The organism is Pyxidicoccus sp. MSG2 (genome assembly GCF_026626705.1).
Taxonomy (GTDB): Bacteria; Myxococcota; Myxococcia; order Myxococcales; family Myxococcaceae; genus Myxococcus.
The window spans coordinates 6,722,693-6,740,779 of record NZ_JAPNKC010000001.1 but is presented as its reverse complement, the minus strand read 5'-3'; the positions used below and the strand labels follow the sequence as shown (position 1 = coordinate 6,740,779).

Annotated in this window: 16 protein-coding genes; 10 read left to right on the top strand and 6 right to left on the bottom strand. The window is 70.9% G+C overall.

The features are described 5' to 3' along the window. Position 1: 1 nt before the first annotated feature. On the bottom strand, positions 2–2,374 hold the full coding sequence (locus OV427_RS26570; protein ID WP_267858974.1) for a tetratricopeptide repeat protein: 2,373 nt from the start codon (positions 2,372–2,374) through the stop codon (positions 2–4). 253 nt (positions 2,375–2,627) lie between these two features. Between OV427_RS26570 and OV427_RS26565 the strand changes: the two genes are divergently transcribed. Together OV427_RS26565 and OV427_RS26560 are read left to right on the top strand one after the other, a co-directional pair. After that, positions 2,628–4,319, top strand: coding sequence for a hypothetical protein (locus OV427_RS26565; protein WP_267858973.1), 1,692 nt, complete (start codon positions 2,628–2,630; stop codon positions 4,317–4,319). Positions 4,320–4,470: 151 nt separating this feature from the next. Beyond that, positions 4,471–5,310 carry an AraC family transcriptional regulator gene (locus tag OV427_RS26560; RefSeq protein ID WP_267858972.1) on the top strand — a complete coding sequence of 280 codons (840 nt, stop codon included), beginning with the start codon at positions 4,471–4,473 and terminating at the stop codon, positions 5,308–5,310. On the opposite strand, the gene OV427_RS26555 is transcribed toward OV427_RS26560, so the two are convergent. Then, positions 5,285–6,250, bottom strand: coding sequence for an MBL fold metallo-hydrolase (locus OV427_RS26555; RefSeq protein WP_267858971.1), 966 nt, complete (start codon positions 6,248–6,250; stop codon positions 5,285–5,287). The two genes, OV427_RS26560 and OV427_RS26555, sit on opposite strands and share 26 nt — an antisense overlap. Positions 6,251–6,686: 436 nt before the next feature. On the opposite strand from OV427_RS26555, the gene OV427_RS26550 reads away from it, so the two are divergent. The 7 genes from OV427_RS26550 (at position 6,687) to OV427_RS26520 (ending at position 13,840) form a co-directional block, all read left to right on the top strand. Beyond that, positions 6,687–8,306, top strand: a complete 1,620-nt coding sequence (locus OV427_RS26550) for a hypothetical protein (protein WP_267858970.1) — start codon at positions 6,687–6,689, stop codon at positions 8,304–8,306. Between the two features lie 170 nt (positions 8,307–8,476). After that, the gene (gene glpK / locus OV427_RS26545; RefSeq protein WP_267858969.1) at positions 8,477–9,967 is read left to right on the top strand and encodes a glycerol kinase GlpK; all 1,491 of its coding nucleotides are present in this window, start codon (positions 8,477–8,479) and stop codon (positions 9,965–9,967) included. Beyond that, a complete protein-coding gene (locus OV427_RS26540) occupies positions 9,967–10,857 on the top strand; it encodes a hypothetical protein (RefSeq protein ID WP_267858968.1) in 891 nt (296 codons plus the stop codon). Before glpK ends, OV427_RS26540 begins: the two co-directional genes overlap by 1 nt. After that, positions 10,827–11,351, top strand: a complete 525-nt coding sequence (locus tag OV427_RS26535; protein WP_267858967.1) for a hypothetical protein — start codon at positions 10,827–10,829, stop codon at positions 11,349–11,351. Before OV427_RS26540 ends, OV427_RS26535 begins: the two co-directional genes overlap by 31 nt. 52 nt (positions 11,352–11,403) lie before the next feature. Continuing rightward, positions 11,404–11,715 (top strand): 4a-hydroxytetrahydrobiopterin dehydratase, encoded by a 312-nt coding sequence (locus OV427_RS26530; protein WP_163994302.1) that lies wholly within the window; start codon positions 11,404–11,406, stop codon positions 11,713–11,715. Continuing rightward, positions 11,712–12,974 carry a hypothetical protein gene (locus OV427_RS26525; RefSeq protein WP_420718280.1) on the top strand — a complete coding sequence of 421 codons (1,263 nt, stop codon included), beginning with the start codon at positions 11,712–11,714 and terminating at the stop codon, positions 12,972–12,974. Before OV427_RS26530 ends, OV427_RS26525 begins: the two co-directional genes overlap by 4 nt. Then, a complete protein-coding gene (locus OV427_RS26520; RefSeq protein WP_267858966.1) occupies positions 12,974–13,840 on the top strand; it encodes a DMT family transporter in 867 nt (288 codons plus the stop codon). Before OV427_RS26525 ends, OV427_RS26520 begins: the two co-directional genes overlap by 1 nt. Before the next feature lies 1 nt (position 13,841). On the opposite strand, the gene OV427_RS26515 is transcribed toward OV427_RS26520, so the two are convergent. Together OV427_RS26515 and OV427_RS26510 are read right to left on the bottom strand one after the other, a co-directional pair. Continuing rightward, a complete protein-coding gene (locus OV427_RS26515; RefSeq protein ID WP_267858965.1) occupies positions 13,842–14,426 on the bottom strand; it encodes a Uma2 family endonuclease in 585 nt (194 codons plus the stop codon). A 327-nt stretch (positions 14,427–14,753) separates the two neighbouring features. Further along, entirely contained in the window at positions 14,754–15,323 is a 570-nt protein-coding gene (locus OV427_RS26510) for a Uma2 family endonuclease (RefSeq protein WP_267858964.1), read from the bottom strand. Between the two features lie 238 nt (positions 15,324–15,561). Between OV427_RS26510 and OV427_RS26505 the strand changes: the two genes are divergently transcribed. Beyond that, entirely contained in the window at positions 15,562–16,416 is an 855-nt protein-coding gene (locus tag OV427_RS26505) for an alpha/beta fold hydrolase (RefSeq protein WP_267858963.1), read from the top strand. 25 nt (positions 16,417–16,441) lie between these two features. Here OV427_RS26505 and OV427_RS26500 read toward each other — a convergent pair whose 3' ends face one another. Together OV427_RS26500 and OV427_RS26495 are read right to left on the bottom strand one after the other, a co-directional pair. Further along, entirely contained in the window at positions 16,442–17,683 is a 1,242-nt protein-coding gene (locus tag OV427_RS26500; protein ID WP_267858962.1) for a substrate-binding domain-containing protein, read from the bottom strand. A 45-nt stretch (positions 17,684–17,728) separates the two neighbouring features. Next, positions 17,729–18,073 carry a hypothetical protein gene (locus tag OV427_RS26495; protein ID WP_267858961.1) on the bottom strand — a complete coding sequence of 115 codons (345 nt, stop codon included), beginning with the start codon at positions 18,071–18,073 and terminating at the stop codon, positions 17,729–17,731. Positions 18,074–18,087 lie beyond the last annotated feature (14 nt).

Here is an 18,087-nt window from a genome sequence, read left to right as displayed (position 1 = left end):
GCTACCGCACGCGCGCGCAGGCGCTGGTCTCGCGCGCGTCGCAGCCCTTCCGGAACGACTCCGTCGCGGAGGGCGCGTCTGGCTTCAGGCCGAGCCGCCCTTCCTCCTGGGCGGTACCGAGCAGGAAGCAGGCCTTGCCTCCTCCGGCGTCGCACGCCTTGCGCAACAGACCGAGCGTCTGCTGGGGAGAGGCGCCGGGCAGCTCCCCACGCGTGAGCGCCTCGAGCATGGGCTCGCAGGCACCCGGAGCCTGCGTGCAGTGGGCCTCCAGCAACGCCACGCCCCGGGTGGGCTCGCGGACAGAGCGCGCGCCGGTGAGCAGCACGCGGGCCAGCGTCAGGCAGGACTCCGCGCGGCCCGGGGTGCAGGACTTCTCGAGCACCGCCTTCGCATGCGCCCAGTCGGGAGACGTGGACGTGGCCGGATTGCTCACCCAGAACAACGACTTGAGGTAGTCCTCGGCCAGCGTGCCGCACGCCTCCGCATCCCCTGCGTCACAGCGGGTGCGCCGGGCCTGCAGGTCCTTCAGCATGGACTTGAAGGAGGGCCCGGCGCCCTTCTTCAGAGCCTGGTCCCTGTATCCCAGGGAGCGGTGGAGGTCGGGTTCGAAGCCCTGCGTGTCCGACTCGAACAACTCCGCCAGGCGCAGGCACGCCTGGGACTCACCCTGTTGGCAGAAGCGCTCCAGGAGCTTCAGCCCGCGCTCCTGGTCGGCGGGACTCGCCGGCGTGTCGAGCAGGAAATCGGCGAGCTTCCGGCACCCGGCGGGCGTGTTCGCCGCGCACCCCGCCTGGATGGTCGCGAGCGCCTTCTCCTCGGCGCACCCCTCCACGTCGCCGAGCCTGCACGCGCGCGCATGGGCCTGGATGACGCCGGCCAGCGAGCGGTCCTGCCCGCGCCCCTCGACGGAGGCCTGGGCCAGCGCCATGCACCCCTCGGCCTCGCCCAGCTCACACGCCCGCTGGAAGGCCTTGCTGACCGCCGCCCAATCCTCCGCCTTCAGCACCTCGTCATGCGCATCGAGGAGCCGGCCCAGCTCGAAGCACCCGCGCGCGGAGCCCTCCTCGCACGACTGGGAGTGGGTGCGGAAGTCCACGAGGGCGTCATCGCAGCTGGCGGGCTGGAGCTCGCAGTGCCGTGCGAGGTACTCGAGCCCCTTCATCCGGTCGCGCTCGACACCTCGGGCGGACCACCAGGCGCTTCCGAGCGCCTCGCACGAGCGCGCGTGTCCCGCCTGGCAGCCGCGCGTGAGCAACTCCACGGCGCGCTTCGGGTCGGCGGTCCGTTCCCCCTCGAGGAGCAGGCCCGAGAGCTCCACGCAGGCGTCGGCCCGCGACGGGTGCTCGGAGGCACAGCCCTTCTCGAGGAGCGCGAGGCCGGGCTGCTCCCACTCCGTCGAGGCTCTGGGTCCCTCCACGCGGAGCTTCCGCGCCGCCTCGATGCAGGCCCTCGCATCCCCCAGCTCGCAGGCGCGGTCCCACCCTCCGCGTCCCTGCCGGGCCAGCGCGGCACACGCCTCGGCCACGTCGCGGGAGCAGGCCGCTTCGAGCACCTGGGTGCGACTGTTCATCGACTCCTCGTCCTTCACCTGGACCGCGCCGAGACGGCGGCACGCCACCGCCTCTCCCCGGCGGCAGGGCTCGAGGAAGGCCTCGCCACACGCGGCCTCCTCGCCCGCCGCGCACGCGCGCGCCAGGAGCGACGCGGCCCGCCCGGCGCCCTCGGGCGACTCGAGCAGCAGCTTCGCGAGCTCGTGGCAGGCGGAGGGCACTCCGAGGCTGCAGGCCTGCTCGAGCAGGGGTGCGGCCTTCGCGCGCTCCGGGGCCGAGGGCTCGCGGCTCCGGTACCAGCTCCCGAGCGAGTAGCACGCGAGCGCATCCGGGCGGGTCGCGGAGCAGGCCTGGCCGAGCAGCGCCACCTGCCGCGCCTCCTCCACGCCTTGGTGGGCCATGAAGGTACAGGCCCGGCCCTCGCCCGCGTCGCACGCGCGTCCGAGCAGCGCGGCGCAGTCCGCGGCGACGTCGCACAGCGGCGAGCTGCCCGCGCTGAGGCAGGCAGGCGCATGGCCCTCCTCGCAGAGGCGGCTCGCGAGCATGAAGCCGCTGCGAGCCTCCTCCTCGTGCTCCGTCCGGTCCTTCCGCATGAGGGTGTTCGCGTGGAGGTGGCAGGCCTCGACATCACCGGCCAGACAGGCGCGGACCACCTGCTGCTCGACGGAGAGCTGCGCCGTGTCGGCGCCGCGCACGGCCGCGACGAAGCGGGCGCAGGCGGCGGCATCGAAGCCGTCGCACGGATTCACGAAGTCGCGGGCGGCACGGCCCGTCACACAGGCGGGCACGGCCAACAGGAGCAGGAGGGTGTGAAGCAAGCGCATGGAGAAGATTCCGGGTGTTGGAATGCGGGTGCGAGCACGCGCCGACAAAATGGGCCGACACTCTAGCCACGAGCGCGGTCCGTGCCCATCCACGGGCCGCCAGGTGCCGCACGTCCCCGGAGTGTTGTTGCCGCCTCCGAGTCATGGCTGACTCCTGGCCGAGCTGGAGCGCGCTGTTTCACCGAGTGAATCGCGCTGAAGGAAATCCGGGGGACTCGTTCAGGGTGGGCACCCCTGAAGGAGGAGTCATTCCATGCGTCGTTTCCTCGCGGTGGCATGTGTCCTGATGATGCCGATGCTGAGCGTGGCCGCGCCGGTGAGCCGGACCAACTACAACGCCAGCCCCGACAACTCGCGGACCTATGTCGGCTTCACTCCGGACCGGCCCGTCCTGCAGCTCTTCATGAACCACGTGGACCGCCTGGACGACGTCTGGCTGCGCTTCGCCGGCCCCGTGTACGCGACGAAGCAGGACGACTGGCTGCGCATCCGCGTCCTCGACGGCTGCCTCAATGAGGTCTTCTCGCGCACCCACCCGCTCGCCCTCACGCTGGGCAGCTTCCAGCAGGACTGGTTCAACTTCGCGCTCGGCGCGCCGCTCCAGCACGGGCGCTATTACTACCTGGAGCTGACCTCGAAGTACGGCGGCTGGAGCGGGAGCGCGCAGCTCGTCGTCAACAACTCCCGCTACGAGCACGGCCGGATGTTCACCGCCGACTCGATTCAGTCGCTCGCCTTCCCCGGCAAGAAGGACGACGTGATGTTCATGCTGAACGGCACGGTGGAGGAGACGAAGGAGTGGTACCCGTCCCCGACGACGAACGTCCTCTGCCCCGACCGCTGCAAGGTGGTGGGCACCGAGAAGACGGCGTGGAACCCGCGCAACTACTTCAACGTCATCGTCCAGGAGACGGGGGCCGCCGGACCGACGGGCTCCTTCTGGACGGACTACACGGCAGACGCGTCGCTCACCGCGCTCAAGGACAACCTCCGCCGCGTCCTCGAGGACCCGAGTGGCCCGCCCGCGCCCGGGGGTCGGCCGACGGCGCCGCTCGACCAGACGGTGCCGTACGACGCGTACTACGGACAGATGAACTTCTACGTCGCGGTGGAGAACCCGGCGACGGACCCGCGCGCGGCCAAGGGCTTCCTGTACTGCGCGAACATCGACGCGCAGATTTCCGTCAAGACGGGCTCGTATGGCTCCTACGGCGCCACGAGCTTCAGCGGCGAGCTGCCGCGTCCATCCTCCGGCGCGTGGGATTACGACTTCTCCCGCGGCATCCTCCAGCACGAGCTCCTGGGCCACGGCATCGGCCAGCTCACCGAGGAATACATCGTGCCGTGGGACGCGAGGGCGACGCTGCTCACGACGCGGCCTCCCAACACGGACGCGCCCGGCTGCTCGTCATGGTGCAGCTCGTCGCTGACGGTGACCCAGCTCATCACCGCGATGGCGGCGGACCCGAACGCGGCCTGCTGGACCTACGACACGGCGACGTGCCAGGCCCACGAGGCGAGCGGGAGCAGCCCGCAGTGCCTCTGGTTGGGAGGGCTGAGCAGCCCGGACCTGGCGTACTACGGCGGGCGCACGTGCATCCCCGCGTCGGTGACGAAGTACAACATCGGCCTGGGCTGCACGGGCAACACGGGGTGCTACCTCGGCCACACCAACGGCGGGCGCATCTCCGTCAACGTGGCGCAGCCCGGCGGCGACATCATGGGCGCGGCGGGGCGCAACCCGGCGGCGGCGGTCGGCTTCACCACGGCCATGGAGAACCACATCCGGGACATCATGGACTGCATCTTCCCGCTGACCTGCTACCAGTACCCGGAGGCCCGCTGCCAGGCGTTCCAGTCGAAGTGGAGCTCTGGCGCCGCCAGCAGGACGGTCTTCGCCACCCGGGCCAACGGCTGCGAGAACAGCTACTACCGCAGGCGTTGAGCGGCGGCCGGTTGCCGCTGCACCCCTGGCCTTCGATGGCGATGAAGGCCGGGGGTGCTCACCGTCCGAGCACGAGCGGGGCCACATATACTCCCGGCCTGTTCGGCCGCGTGCGTCCCGCGGGACTCGACGCGCGAGGAGGGAGGACCGGTTGCCCAAGCCCCTGGTGGACGTGGATGCGGTGCCCGCGTCCGCCTTTTGCCTCACCGATGAGCTGACGCCCTTCGCATCTGGCTGGCACGCGCATCGCCGGCACCAGCTCCTCTATGCGGCACGGGGCGCGCTCCACCTGGAGGTGGCGCACGCGCAGTGGCTGCTGCCGCCGCAGCGCGCCGCCTGGCTCGCGGGAGGCACCCGCCACCGCGTGCGCGCCACACAGCCCGCCACGCTGTGCACCGTGTACCTGGAGCCCTCGCGCGTGCCCGCCGCGCCGGAGGGGGAGTGCCGCGTCTTCGTCCTGCCGCCGCTCGCGCGGGAGATGCTGCACTACTCCACCCGCTGGGGACCGGAGCGCCCACCCCGCGACGCGGTGGCGGAGAGCTTCTTCTCCGCGCTCGCCCACCTGCTCGCCGAGTGGGCCGCGGAACCTCGCGAGTGGAGGCTGCCTCGCGCCCGCACGCCGGAGCTTGAGAAGGCAATGACATACACGCTGTCCCGGCTCACCGGCCCCGCCACCCTCGCGGGCGCGGCGAAGGCGGCGGGATTGTCCCAGCGCACCCTCGCGCGCCGCTTCGAGGACGAGGCCGGCACCTCGTGGCGCCGCTTCCTCCACGACGCCCGCATGCTGCGCGCCATGGAGCTGCTGGCCGAGGACGGCGCCCGCGTCACCCAGACGGCCTACGCGGTGGGCTTCGAGAGCCTCGCCGCCTTCACCCACGCCTTCACAGCCTTCACCGGCGAGCGTCCCCGCGACTTCCGCCAGCGCGTCGCCCGGGGCGTGACGCTGCCGCCCCGGGCCGCCCCCGCTACCCGCCGCAGGCGAGGCGGTTGACCAGCCCGTACACGCCGTAGCCCACCATGTACTTCAGCGTGTACTCGGGGAAGGCCGCCGCCGCGCGCTGCTCCAGCTCCGCGTAGTGCGGAGCCGCCGCGTCACCACACAGCTCCGCCTTGCGGCCCCCCAGCTCCGCCGCGTACGCATTCACCAGCGTCACCATGCCGTCCAGGTAGCGCTTCTCAGCGGCGATGGCTTCCGCCACCGGCGCGGCCTCGCCACGTCCGCCGTACACCGTGGCGTCGGGCCACGCGGCCAGCTCGTCCAGCGCCGCCTTCCACGCGTCCACGTCCGGCACCGCCTTGCCGTCGCGCAGGCCGCCCTCCAGCCACGCGTGCGCCTTGTGGTGCACCAGGTCCCCGACGATGAGCGCCTTGCGGCCCGGTACGTACGCCACCGTCTGCGTCGTGGTGACGCCCGCGTGCTTCAGCTCGGACAGCTCCACCTTCGCCCCGCCCTCCAGCGGCAGCGCGTACGTGCCGCTGAAGGTGACGTCCACCTTCGCCTGCGCGGGGTACGTCTCCTCCGTGAAGGCCTTCACCACGTTCACCCAGAAGTACTTCTTGTACGCGTGGACGGCGGGGATGGCCGCGGCGGTGGCCTCGCTCGCCACCACCTTCGCGCCCTCGCGCTGGAAGACGCCCACGCCGTTGAACTTGTCCGGATTCGGATGCGTCACCACCACGTAGCGGATGGGGTTGCCCGTCTTCGCCCGGATGGCGGCGAGCACCTTCTCCGCCTGTGCCTCGGTGAACTGCGCGTCGAAGACCACCACCTCCGCGCCCGTGTCATAGAAGAACGAGTGCGTGTCGAACGCGCTCGCGTCGCTCGTGTACCGGGCCACGTCCGCGTCCGCGAGGTTTGCCCTCGAGCCCGCGCACCCCACCACCAGCACCGCACCCAGCGACAGCACCACCTGCTTCATCGTGAAGGCCATGTTCCCAGTCCTCGTGTCGAAGTGCCGGGACCACATGTCCCGGCGAGCGAGGCGGAAGATGCCTTCCGGGCTCATGGCGCGCTTGCGCGCATCCGCCGTGGATTTGTTCCCATCCGCCAACGGCCGCGCGCCCGGTGGACGGACCTCCAGCCCCGCCGGGTCAGGCGCGGGACTTCCTCGCGTGGGAAACGCGGCGCCCTACTCCACCCCGCGCGCTTCTCTCGCTGCGGCGTGTAGCGCCCTTCACCCCGCGTCAAGCCCTGGCACCCCGCTTGCCTCTGGGCTCAGTGGCTATGAGTGGAACGTCCGCCGTCGGACGTTGGAGGCAGACCCGGGTATGCGCTGGCTTGGACGAAGCAGGTGGTGGGCGGGGTTGCTGGGAGCAGCGTTGTGGGTGGCGTGCGACGGAGGCGGCACACCGGAGACCCGTCCCGCCGTGGAGGACCCTTCGGGGAATCCCGACGAGAGTCCCGGGGACGACTCGACTCCGCCTCCCGACGAGGAGGACCCGCCTCCCGACGAGGAAGACCCGCCTCCGAAGGAAGAAGAGGACCCGCCTCCGAAGGAGGAGCCCGATGCGGGGACGCCCGACTCGGGCACGCCGGACTCCGGCACACCCGACTCCGGCACGCCGGATGGCGGCACGGGCAATCCGAACGGCGGCGAAAACGTGCCGCCGAGCGCGAAGGACTGGCGCTTCTACGGCGCCGCCGAGGGCGCGCCGCGCGAGGTGCTCGGCGTCACCGAGGACGAGGGCGGCAACCTCTGGGTGGCCGGCGGCGAGGACGGCCTGTGCCTGCTGCGTCCGGGCGCGGCCACCTTCCGCTGCTACACCATGGCGGACGGCCTGAAGCCGTGGGCGCCGTGGAAGGGCAAGGACCCCGCGCCGGAGAAGCGCTACCTCAAGGTGACGGCGGTGACGGGCGGCCCCGCGGGCACCGTCTGGGTCGGCTACGAGGGCCGCCCCAACTGCGAGAGCGAGTTCTACAAGGTCCCCGGTGAGTACGAAGACCCCGCCATCTACAAGAGCGGCGACGCGGACCGCGTGCTGCTCCAGGACGACGGCACGCTGCGCGTGGTGCACTACGACATCCACTCGGTGGAGCACACGGTGCCCGGCTACGGCCACCGCGAGAAGCTCTGCTCCGTGAATCGCATCCTCTGGGACAAGCAGCGCAACAGCCTCTGGTTCGCCTCCAACCACGGCCTGGCCTGGGGTGAGCCGAACTACGAGGGCGGCACGGAGTGCCAGGACCCGGCGGTTCGCGCCGCCAACGAGTGGGTCTACATCTACAAGGACGCGCAGGGGAACGAGACGGGCCGCGAGACGCGCCAGCGCTGCAAGTTCGGCGTCATGGAGCACGTCCACCCGGCCATCGCCATGAGCGACGACAACACCAGCGAGGACCACCGGCTCGCGGGGGACGTGTGGGGCGTGGCGGTGCGGCCCGACGGCGACGTCTGGATGGGCACGCACATCCGCAGCTCGCGCTTCAAAATCATGACCAACGCGGTGGGCCACGTCGGCACCGGCGCGCCGTGGAACTTCGAGATGGCGCGCAAGCAGTCAGAGGAGAAGAAGTACAAGGCCAACCGCATCGACCTCTGGCCGGACGCGGTGGCCGAGCCGCAGATTCCCACCCGCGAGCAGCGCAAGGACGACCTCGTCAGCGACCTGGTGCTCATGCCGGATGGCACGGTGTGGTTCTCCAGCTTCGCGTGGGGCCTGGCGAAGATGAACGACGCGGGACAGGTGACGGCGTACTACCTGGACGGCGCGCAGGACCACTTCATCTCCTCCATCGAACGGGACCCGCGCGACGGCAGCCTGTGGATTGGCCACCGCTGGGGCCGCGGCCTGATGCGGATGCACGCCGAGGGCAGCTTCGTCAGCCACAACAGCGTACTGGGCAGCCTCTCCGGCCTGCCCGTCTGGGACATCCGGATTGCGGGCAGCGGGAACACCCGCAAGGTGCTGGTGGCCTTCAGCGCCTCCCGGGACTCGGCGGGCAACATCGTCCGCCGGGGCGCCATCGGCATCTACACCGGCAAGTGAGGGGGCCTGCCTCCAGGGCCGCCAGCAGGCCCTGGAGGGTGCGCCGCTTCTTCGGCAACCGTCGCCCCGTCGGCTACCCGCCACCGCCGGACAGGAACCTCGCCTGTCCGGCCCCCAGGCTGGAGTAGGTTCCTCCCATCTGGCCGTCTGCCGTTGGGAGGACTCACCCCATGCCGAAGGCGAAGTACGTGCTGGCCCTGGACCAGGGCACCACCGGAACCCACGTCTCCATCCTCGACTCGAAGCTCCAGGTGGTGGGCCGCTCCTACAAGGAGTTCACCCAGCACTTCCCCAAGCCCTCTTGGGTGGAGCACGACCTGGACGAAATCTGGGCCACCAGCGAGTGGTGCATCGCCCGCGCGCTGAAGGACGCGGGCCTCAACGGCCGTGACATCTCCGCGGTGGGCATCACCAACCAGCGTGAGACGACCGGCCTGTGGATGCGCGGCACCGGCAAGCCGCTGGCGAAGGCGATTGTCTGGCAGGACCGACGCACGTCGGAGATGTGCCGGCGGTTCAAGGAGAAGGGCGTGGAGCCGCGCGTGCGCGAGGTGACGGGGCTCGTCGTGGACCCGTACTTCTCCGGCACGAAGCTCACCTGGTTCTTCGAGCACCTGAAGGGCGCGCGCGCCCGCGCGGAGAAGGGCGACGTGTGCTTCGGCACCATCGACACGTGGCTCGTCTACAAGCTCACCGGCGGCTCCGCGCACGTCACCGACGTGTCCAACGCCAGCCGCACGCTGCTGATGGACCTCACCACGCTGCAGTGGAGCGACGACATGCGCTCGCTGCTGTCGGTGCCGGCCGCGTGCCTGCCGCAGATTCGCGGCTCCGCGGAGGTGTATGGCACCACGCGCGGCATGCGCAGCCTGCCGGACGGCGTGCCCGTGGCGGGCATGGCCGGAGACCAGCAGGCGGCCCTCTTCGGGCAGGCCTGCTTCGAGCCCGGTGAGTCCAAGTGCACGTACGGCACCGGCGCCTTCCTCTTGATGAACACCGGCACCACGCCGGTGCGCTCCAACTCCGGGCTGCTCACCACGGTGGCGTGGCGGCTGGGCGGCACCGGCACCACCACGTACGCGCTGGAGGGCAGCAGCTTCATCGCCGGCGCCGCGGTGCAGTGGATGCGCGACGGGCTCAAGGTCATCAAGCGCGCGCCGGACATCGAGGCGCTCGCAGCCACGGTGAAGGACTCCGGGGACGTGGTGTTCGTCCCCGCGCTGGCGGGCCTGGGCGCGCCGCACTGGCGTCCCGAGGCGCGCGGCCTCTTCGCCGGCATCGACCGCTCCACCACCGTGGCCCACCTCGCACGCGCGCTGCTGGAGGGCATCGCCCTGCAGCTGCATGACCTCGCGGACGCCATGCGCCGCGACAGCGGGCGGGACATCCCCGTCTTCAAGGTGGACGGCGGCGCGGCGGCCAACAACCTCCTCATGCAGTACCAGGCGGACATCCTCGGCGTGCCGGTGGTGCGGCCGCGCAATCTGGAGACGACCAGCCTGGGCGCCGCGTTCCTCGGCGGCCTGGGCGCGGGCGTCTGGGACAGCCCGGACGCCATCCGCCGCGCGTGGAAGGCGGACAAGGTGTTCAAGCCGAAGATGAAGGGCGACGTGCGCGAGCGGCACCTGGCCAAGTGGAAGCGAGCGGTGGAGCGGGCGTGATGAAGGCCCCGCGCTGGATGGGCCTTCTGGCCGCCCTGCTCGCGCTGGGCGGTGGCACCGGCTGCCCGGGTGAGCCCGTGCAGTGCTTGGGAGGCACTGCACCGCCGCGGACGGCTACGCGCGTCTTCGGCGTGGGCGAGGAGGTGGCCTTCGACGTCCTCGCCGACCTGGTCAAGGCCTGCAACGCGGACGGGGTGGTGCGGGCGCCGGAGTCCGTCACCGTGGAGGTCAAGGACCCGGAGAACCGGCCCGTGCCCGCCACGGCGGTGCTGGACCCGGGTGGAAGGTTGGCCACCATCCGCTTCGCGGGCACGGTGGAGGGGCGCCACCACGTCATCGTCTCCTTCGCGCCGGTGGGCAGCCTCCACCAGTTCGGCGTCTTCATCGTGAAGGACCGCCGTGGCGAACCCGAGCTGGCGCGCGTCCCCTTCTCCGCGTCGTGCCTGAACCTGGACCGCACCACGAAGGGCACCTGGGTGTGTGGCAACCAGGCCTGGCGGGAGTCGGACACGGAGCCCCAGTCCCTCAGCACCCGGCCGGTCACCGCGGCGGTGGCGGGAGACGTGGTGTGGACGGTGGACGGGGACACGGTGCGCCGCTACGTCGACACGGGCACCGGTGCGCTCGAGCCCGCCGGCACCGCGCCCTACCCTGCCGGCGCGAGCCCGACCAACTCCCAGTACCCGGGTCCCCACGCTCGGCTCGCCACTCCGGATGAGCTGGTGCTGCTGAGCGATTCGCTGCTGCACCGCTACACCTTCACCGAGGCCGGGGGCATCGCCACCGGGCCCACGGCGGCGTGGGTGCGTTCGGGGGGAGGCACGCGCTACTTCGGCAACGACTCCGTGGGCGGGTTCTGGTGCGCGCGGGCCCCCGGCTGCTCGTGGTGAGCATGATTCAGGACCCGAGGACCTTCGAGCCGCGGACCCAGGCCTGTCCGTTCCAGCCCGGCACCGCGGGAGGCTACGTCTCCGTGCCGGGCGAGCCCTGCCAGGACGTGTCGGGCGAGCCCGTGGGGTACGAGGAAGGCGTGGTGTGGACCCGGACCTTCGACACCTCGTCGCCGCTGCTGCTGGAGATACTCCGCCGCTTCGCCGTCACCGGCGACCGGCTGGCGGAGACCGGCTCGTTGTCGCTGGAAGGACAGTTCCCCAGCATCCCGCCCCCGCTGCGCCCGGGCCCCTCTCTGCCGCAGATGGCAGCGCTGGGCAACTCCGGAGCCTACGTGGCACCGCGCTGGAACACTGAAACCGGGCGGGTGGTGCTGGAGATGACGCCCTCGCCGACAGGGAGCGAGCAGCCCCACATCCATGAACACTTCATCTGGGTGAAGGCTTCTGATGGGGCGGGTCTGGTGGTGTACCCGCGGTCGTCCACCCGCTGACGGCGCGGCACTGACGGCTTCCCTCGGGCGCGGGAGCGGGTAGAAAGCGGTCATGGCCTATGACCGCACGCTGCTCGCTCCCGAGGCGCTCCAGTCCTTCCTCTCCCAGCATCCCGAGTGGAAGCACGAGGGCGGGATGATTCGCCGCACGTACGAGGCGCCCTCCTTCCTCGCCGGCATCGCCTTCGTGGAGAAGGTGGCGCAGGCGGCGGAGAAGGAGAACCACCACCCGGACATCGACATCCGCTGGAGGAAGGTGACGCTGGCGCTCGTCACCCACGACGCCGGGGGCCTCACCTTCCGCGACACCGGCCTGGCCGCCGAGGCCGACCGCCTCTTCGCGGAGGTGGTGCGGGCGAAGTGAGCACCGGGGCACGCACGTATGGGTGGGTCCTGCTCTGCGCCGCGGTGCTGTGCGGGGCTCCGGCGGCGTGGGCGCAGGACGAAGAGCCCCAGGCGCCGCGCCCGGAGCGGCTGTACTTCAACCCCGGCGCGCTGCTGGGCTCGGCGCGCGTGGTGGCGCTGGGCGGCGCGTACGTGGGCATCGCCGAGGGCGCCGCGGGCTTCCCCAGCAACCTGGCGGCGCTGGCGCACCGGAGCGCCTCGCTGGAGAAGGACTGGGACCTGGGCGTCACGCTGACCTGGCTGGACCTGCCCTTCGTGGGCGGGCGCAAGCGGGATTTGGACAACGACGGGCGGCCGGACGAGTCCGAGGACAGCCGGCAACTGCTGGGCGGGCTGCTGCTGCAATACAAGCGCTTCGGCATCGGCTTCGCGCTGCGCAACAGCGCGGTGTCCTACTGCGCCACGGCCGCGTGCAACGGGGACAGCGAGCGCATCCGCGTTTCACTGACGCAGTCGGTGCTGGCGGGGGCGGTGGCCTTCGGGCAGGACGACTTCATCCTCGCGCTGGGGCTCTTCGCGGTGCAGGCGTCCTTCCGCCTCTCCTCGGGTGGTGACGAGATTCGCTACGGCGACACGGGCGTGGAGGTGGACATGCTGTACCGGCCCCACGGGCGCGCGTGGCGACTGGGCGTGACGGTGAGGCCGGAGGTGGTGGCGGACCTGCGCGAGGAGGACGGGCAGGCGCCGGTGCTGGCGGGGCGCACGCTCTTCGGCGCGGTGGTGGCGCCCGCGGTGCTGTCACTCGGGGCGAGCTGGCGCTTCGGAGAGGGCTCCGAGCGCTACAACCGCCTGTCTCCAGCGGCGCGGCGGCAACTGATTGTGGAGGGCGACGCGCTGCCGGTGCCGGAGGAGGAGCCGAAGGGTGCGCCCGCGGGGCGGTGGCTCCTCAGCGCGCAGGTGGACCTCTTCTCCGGCGTGGACAACGCGGTGCCGCTGCGCTCGTTCGCCTCCACGGGGGAGGAGCAGCCGGTGGGCCACGCCTCCGAGTTCGCGCCCCGCATTGGCGTGGAGCACGACACGGTGCCGGGCATGATTCGCCTGCGCGCGGGCGTCTATGCGGAGCCCTCGCCCTTTGACGGCAGGCCGGCGCGGCCGCACTTCACGGGCGGCTTCGAGGTGTTCGTCCTGCGCTACTGGGAGGACTGGGCGCTCACCGCGTCCTTCGACCTGGCGCGCCGGTACACCAACGTGGGCCTGTCCGTGGGATTCTGGCGGTGATGCGGACGGGACTGCTCACGGTGCTGGCGCTGCTGGGCTTCGCGGCCAACTCGCTGCTGTGCCGCGCGGCGCTGGCGGGAGGCGGCCGGCTCATCGACGCGGCGTCCTTCACCGGGGTGCGGCTGGTGTCCGGCGCGGTGGTGCTGGCGGTGCTGCTGTGGGCGAGGGGTGGGCGGCACACGGGCGGCTCGTGGCCCTCGGCGCTGGCGCTCTTCGTGTACGCGGCGGGCTTCTCGCTGGCGTACGTGCGCATTCCGGCGGGCGTGGGGGCGCTGCTGCTGTTCGGCTGTGTGCAGGCGACGATGCTGGGCACGGGGCTGGCGCGCGGTGAGCGTCCGAAGGGGCGCGAGGTGGCGGGGTTGGTGCTGGCGCTGGGCGGGCTGGTGGGGCTGACGGCGCCCGGAGTGTCCGCGCCGGACCCGGTGGGCGCGGCGCTGATGGCGGGCGCGGGGATGGCGTGGGGCGTGTACTCGCTGCGAGGGCGGGGCAACCGCAATCCGCTGGCCGCGACGGCGGACAACTTCCTGCGCTCCGTGCCCCTGACGGTGGCCCTGTCGGGCGTGGGGCTGCTGGTGCAGGGGACGCCACATGCGACGGGGCACGGCGTCGCACTGGCGGTGGCCTCGGGAGCGCTGGCGTCGGGCGTGGGCTACAGCCTGTGGTACGCGGCGCTGCCACACCTGACGGCGACACGGGCCGCCATCGTGCAGCTCTGTGTGCCGGTGCTGGCGGCGGTGGGTGGCGTGTTGCTGCTCGGTGAGACAGTGACACCGCGCCTGGTGGTGGCGGGAGCAGCGCTGCTGGTGGGCGTGCTGCTGGCGCTCTCCGCGAAGGCGGCGCCCCGTGCGCCCGTGGCGAGGGCGTGAGTCACGGAGGCCGAGGAGGCTGAGGCATTCGCGGCCACAGTCTCGCCAGCTCCAGTTCGAGCGCCTCGAAGGGCTCGGCCCGGACACTGACCTCGCCTGACCAGGTTCCGCGCCGCACCCACTGTGCGTCCCTCAACTGGAACACTTCCAGCGTCCGAGAGACTGGGTCCAACAGCCACACGTGCCCTACGCCTTCGCGCGCGTAGATCTCACTCTTGCGATGGCGGTCCAGCTTCGCGGTGGACGGAGACAGCACCTCGCAGACCCAGGCTGGGGCAAGGGTGAAAAAGGGGGCCGACAGGTCCTCCGGCATTCGGTCGATGCGCCAACCCGCGATGTCTGGAACGAGGACGTCGTCGCCAAAATGCAACTCCGGCTCGGTCATGAACCACCACCCTCCGGGGCCGCCATTTCCTCGCTGGAAGGGTGTGTACAGCTCACCAATCAGCGCTGTGTGCGCCGCCCCATGCTGACCTGCCGGACGCGGCATGACGATGAGCTCGCCGTCGATGATCTGCCCGACCACGTTCTCGGGCAAAGCCTCCAGGTCGGCATACGTCGCCGGGCGCTTCGTCTCCTTGCTCATCTCGGAACTCCCCAGGCCGCCAACTCCCCACCCTTCCATCATCGACCCTGTCTCCCTGGAGTGGAACCCCACCCTCTACTGCGTGTCCACTACTTCCTACCCCAGGGGTCTGACATCACTTCCAGCCCACCCTCCTCTTCACGTCGCCTACTGGCTGCGACGACGTGTCTGTTTCTGGTGCGTCGCGTTGCTGGATGAAGCCTTGTCGCCATCACGCCCCATCTCCCCAAGGAGGGGCTCGTGGAACGACGCGCGACGATGCACCGGGCTCGCAACCTGAGCTGGTTCGTCGCGGGCCAGTGAACTCCCGTCATGCTCATCCGGGGCTCAGGGCGCTTCCATTTTCCACAAGGCCCCGAGCTCCAGTTCCAGCACTTCGAACGGCTCGGCACGCACGCGAGCATCACCCGCCCAGGTGCCCCGCTCCACCCACCGTCCGCCTTGCAACTGGAACACCTCCAGCGTCCGCGTGCCCGGGTCCACCAGCCACACATGCGAGATGCCCTCGCGTGCGTAGATTTCCCTCTTGCGCTTGCGGTCCAAGCCCGCTGTGGAAGGAGAGAGCACCTCGCAGACCCAGTCCGGCGCCTGGGTGAAATATGGGACTCGGGGCATCAAGGGCATGCGCTCACGACGCCAGCCCGCGATATCCGGCACCAGGACATCCCGGCCAAAGTGCAGCTCAGGCTCATCCATGATCCACCAGCCACCGGGCCCGCCCCGCCCACGCTGGAAGGCGCTGCCCAGGTCCATGAGCAGCACGGAGTGCGCCATGACGTGCGGGCTCATGGGCCGCGGCATGGCGATGAGCTCGCCGTCGATTATCTGCCCGACCATGTGCTCGGGCAGCGCCTCCAGGTCGGCATACGTCGCCGGGCGCTTCGTCTCCTTGCTCATCTCAGAACTCCCCAGGCCGCCAACTCCCCACCCTTCCATCATCGACCCTGCCTCCCTGGAGTGGAACCCCACCCTCTACTGCGTGTCCACTACTTCCTACCCCAGGGGTCTGACATCACTTCCGGCCCGTCCTCCTTCTCACGTCGCCTACTGGCTGCCATGACGTGCCCGTTGCCACGGGTTCGCCTTGCTCGTTCGGGCCATGTCAGCGTCATTTCCATCTCCCGCTGGAGGGCTCGTGGAACGACGCGCAACGACGCACCGGGGCTGCAACCTGAGCTGGTTCGTGGAGGGCCAGGGAGCTCCCGTCGTGCTCATCCAGGGCTCGGGCGTCGGAGCGAACGGCTGGAGGCCACAGTTGGACGCACTGACGTCACGCTTCCAGTGCCTGTGCTTCGACAACCGCGCATATGGAAGGAGCGTTCCTTCCGCCGAACCGCTCTCCCTCGAGCTCATGGCCGAGGACGTCCTCGCGCTGATGGACGCCCAGGGCTGGCAGAGCGCGCACCTCGTCGGGCACTCAATGGGCGGGCTCATCGCTCAGTACGTGGCCCGGCGCGCGAAGACACGGGTGCGGAGCCTCGCGCTCCTCTGCACATTCGCGAATGGCAGGGCCCCCTCCAAGCTGACACCGTGGCTGGTGCGCGTCGGCCTGCGGACCCGCATCGGCACCCGGCGCATGCGTCAGCGCGCCTTCATGGAGATGGTGCTCACCCATGATGAGCTGGCGGCCGTCGACCCCGACGCCATGGCGAAGAAGCTGGGCACACTCTTCGACCGAGACCTCGCGGAGTCCCCGCCCATCCTGATGCAGCAGGTGAAGACCATGGCCCGCGCGGATGCACGGCCGTTCCTCTCCGACCTGGCCGGCATCCCCACGCTGGTCGCGAGCGCGGAGCATGACCGCATCGCCACGCCCGCCTCCGGCCGCGAGCTCGCGCAGGGGATTCCCGGCGCGCGCTACGTCGAGCTGAGCGGTACCGCCCACGCGATGACGGTGACACGGGCCACGGAGGTCAACGCCCTCCTGGTGGAACACCTGGAGCACGCGGAGCAGGACTCCCGCTCCGCCACGCGCGGCGCCCGGGGCTGACCCGAAGGCCCCTGCCCCGGCGGCCTCAGCCGCCCTGCTCGCAATAGCCGTAGTTGCAGGAAGGTGCCGAGGACGGGCAGTCCCCGGGGCCACCGCACGGCGTGCAGGAGGAGGCACCGTTGGCCACCTTGTCGAAGAAGCACCCGCAGCGCAGGCCGGTGGTGACGGGCGACAGCGGGCCCATCTCCGCGGTGCGCTTCACCTTCATGGCGCACTTGGGCACCAGGTGCTTGTTGATGATGGCCTCCAGCAACGCCTGCTCGAGCTGCGGGGCGGCGAAGCGGCTCACCAGCGCGCCCGCGGCGGCCGTGGGCAACCCGTTCTCCACCCGCGTGTAGAAGTGCACCGGCCCCCAGATGGGGTAGTGGCCGTCGCGCACGTTCGCCTTGTCCTTGGCGAACGGGGTGGAGTCCGGCAGGAAGCCGCACTTCTGTCCCCGGGCCTGGAAGGCGAGGATGCGCAGGTTGGAGCGCTCCTCGTCCGCCACGTCCGTGGACAGGATGCCAATGGCCTTCTCCGAGGAGCTCGCGTCCAGCAGCAGCTTCATGTTCTTGCGCACGCCGTCGCTGCCGCCGCGGTCCACGCCCCACCACTTGTCGGCCGGCACGCTGATGGCCCGGGCAATCATCTGCTGCGTGCCGGAGCTGGCGTTGCGCACGAAGAACAGCGTGGGGTCCAGCCACGGCGTGGCCTTGCCCTGGTTGCCGCCCATCCCGAAGGCCATGTACGCCGCCTCCGCGCTGACGCTCTTCTGCGTGGAGTTCACCGGCACCACGAAGGTCATCGGCTGGATGGGGCCCTCGTAGTCGGCAATCTGCACGCCGGCAGGCGCCTCGACGCTGCACGTGGAGGCGAAGACGTCCGACACGCCGACGTCCACCAGCACGCCCTCCGGCGGCAGCGAGCACTCCTGCGCCGAGCCGTCCGCCTTGAGCAGGATGGCGTAGTTGGCGGCCCGCGTCCCCGCGGCGGGAATGTCCTTCATCACCCGCTTCGTCGGGTCCGTGCTGTAGATGGCGGTGACGCCCGTGCACGAGCCCTGGGACTGGTAGACGATGCTGTAGGCGGGCGTGTCCTGGGCGAGCAGCGGCGCCACCACCGTGAGGAAGGAGCGGACGGCCGACGAGCCCGCCACGTAGACCACCTGGGTGGCGGGGCAGGAGATGGTGGGCGTGTTCGTCTGCGCGTGGGCGGCCGGGACGGCGAGCGCGGCGAGGAGCAGGGCCAGCGCGCGCGCCGGGCCGCCGAAAAAGGCGGAAGGTCTCATGGGTGGCGGTTCTTCGAAAGAGGAGCGGGAAGAGGACGGAGCGGCTCAGGGAGGCCGGGGAACGAGGTCGGGCAGCGCCTCGTCGGGATTGCACCGCCCCAGGCGCGCGCAGTTGTCGAAGGGGATGCACTCCGCGCGGGTGCACTGGTTGAGGAACTGCTCGTCGCGAGTCGCATCACCGCGGAAGCAGCCCTGCGGGCCGAGCCCGGACGGCATGCACACCCCCTCCTGGCAGACGGGGTAGGTGCCGAAGCGCTCGCAGTCCACGTCCGTGGAGCACTGCGCGGATTCGGTATCCAGGGCCAGCGAGCAGCCGGTGGCCGCCAGCAGCACCGGGGCGAGCAGGACGCGGCGCGCCCGGCGGAAGAAGGAGAAGGAAGGCAAAGGCATGGGTGTGGCTCTGG

What these genes read in the sequence shown, in the direction of transcription:
- OV427_RS26565 (WP_267858973.1), top strand. Translation starts at nt 2,628, where the DNA reads ATGCGTCGTTTCCTCGCGGTGGCATGTGTCCTGATGATGCCGATGCTG.
- OV427_RS26555 (WP_267858971.1), bottom strand. Translation starts at nt 6,250, where the DNA reads ATGGCCTTCACGATGAAGCAGGTGGTGCTGTCGCTGGGTGCGGTGCTG.
- OV427_RS26570 (WP_267858974.1), bottom strand. Translation starts at nt 2,374, where the DNA reads ATGCGCTTGCTTCACACCCTCCTGCTCCTGTTGGCCGTGCCCGCCTGT.
- OV427_RS26510 (WP_267858964.1), bottom strand. Translation starts at nt 15,323, where the DNA reads ATGAGCAAGGAGACGAAGCGCCCGGCGACGTATGCCGACCTGGAGGCG.
- OV427_RS26515 (WP_267858965.1), bottom strand. Translation starts at nt 14,426, where the DNA reads ATGAGCAAGGAGACGAAGCGCCCGGCGACGTATGCCGACCTGGAGGCT.
- OV427_RS26520 (WP_267858966.1), top strand. Translation starts at nt 12,974, where the DNA reads ATGCGGACGGGACTGCTCACGGTGCTGGCGCTGCTGGGCTTCGCGGCC.
- OV427_RS26500 (WP_267858962.1), bottom strand. Translation starts at nt 17,683, where the DNA reads ATGAGACCTTCCGCCTTTTTCGGCGGCCCGGCGCGCGCGCTGGCCCTG.
- OV427_RS26495 (WP_267858961.1), bottom strand. Translation starts at nt 18,073, where the DNA reads ATGCCTTTGCCTTCCTTCTCCTTCTTCCGCCGGGCGCGCCGCGTCCTG.
- glpK (WP_267858969.1), top strand. Translation starts at nt 8,477, where the DNA reads ATGCCGAAGGCGAAGTACGTGCTGGCCCTGGACCAGGGCACCACCGGA.
- OV427_RS26540 (WP_267858968.1), top strand. Translation starts at nt 9,967, where the DNA reads ATGAAGGCCCCGCGCTGGATGGGCCTTCTGGCCGCCCTGCTCGCGCTG.
- OV427_RS26530 (WP_163994302.1), top strand. Translation starts at nt 11,404, where the DNA reads ATGGCCTATGACCGCACGCTGCTCGCTCCCGAGGCGCTCCAGTCCTTC.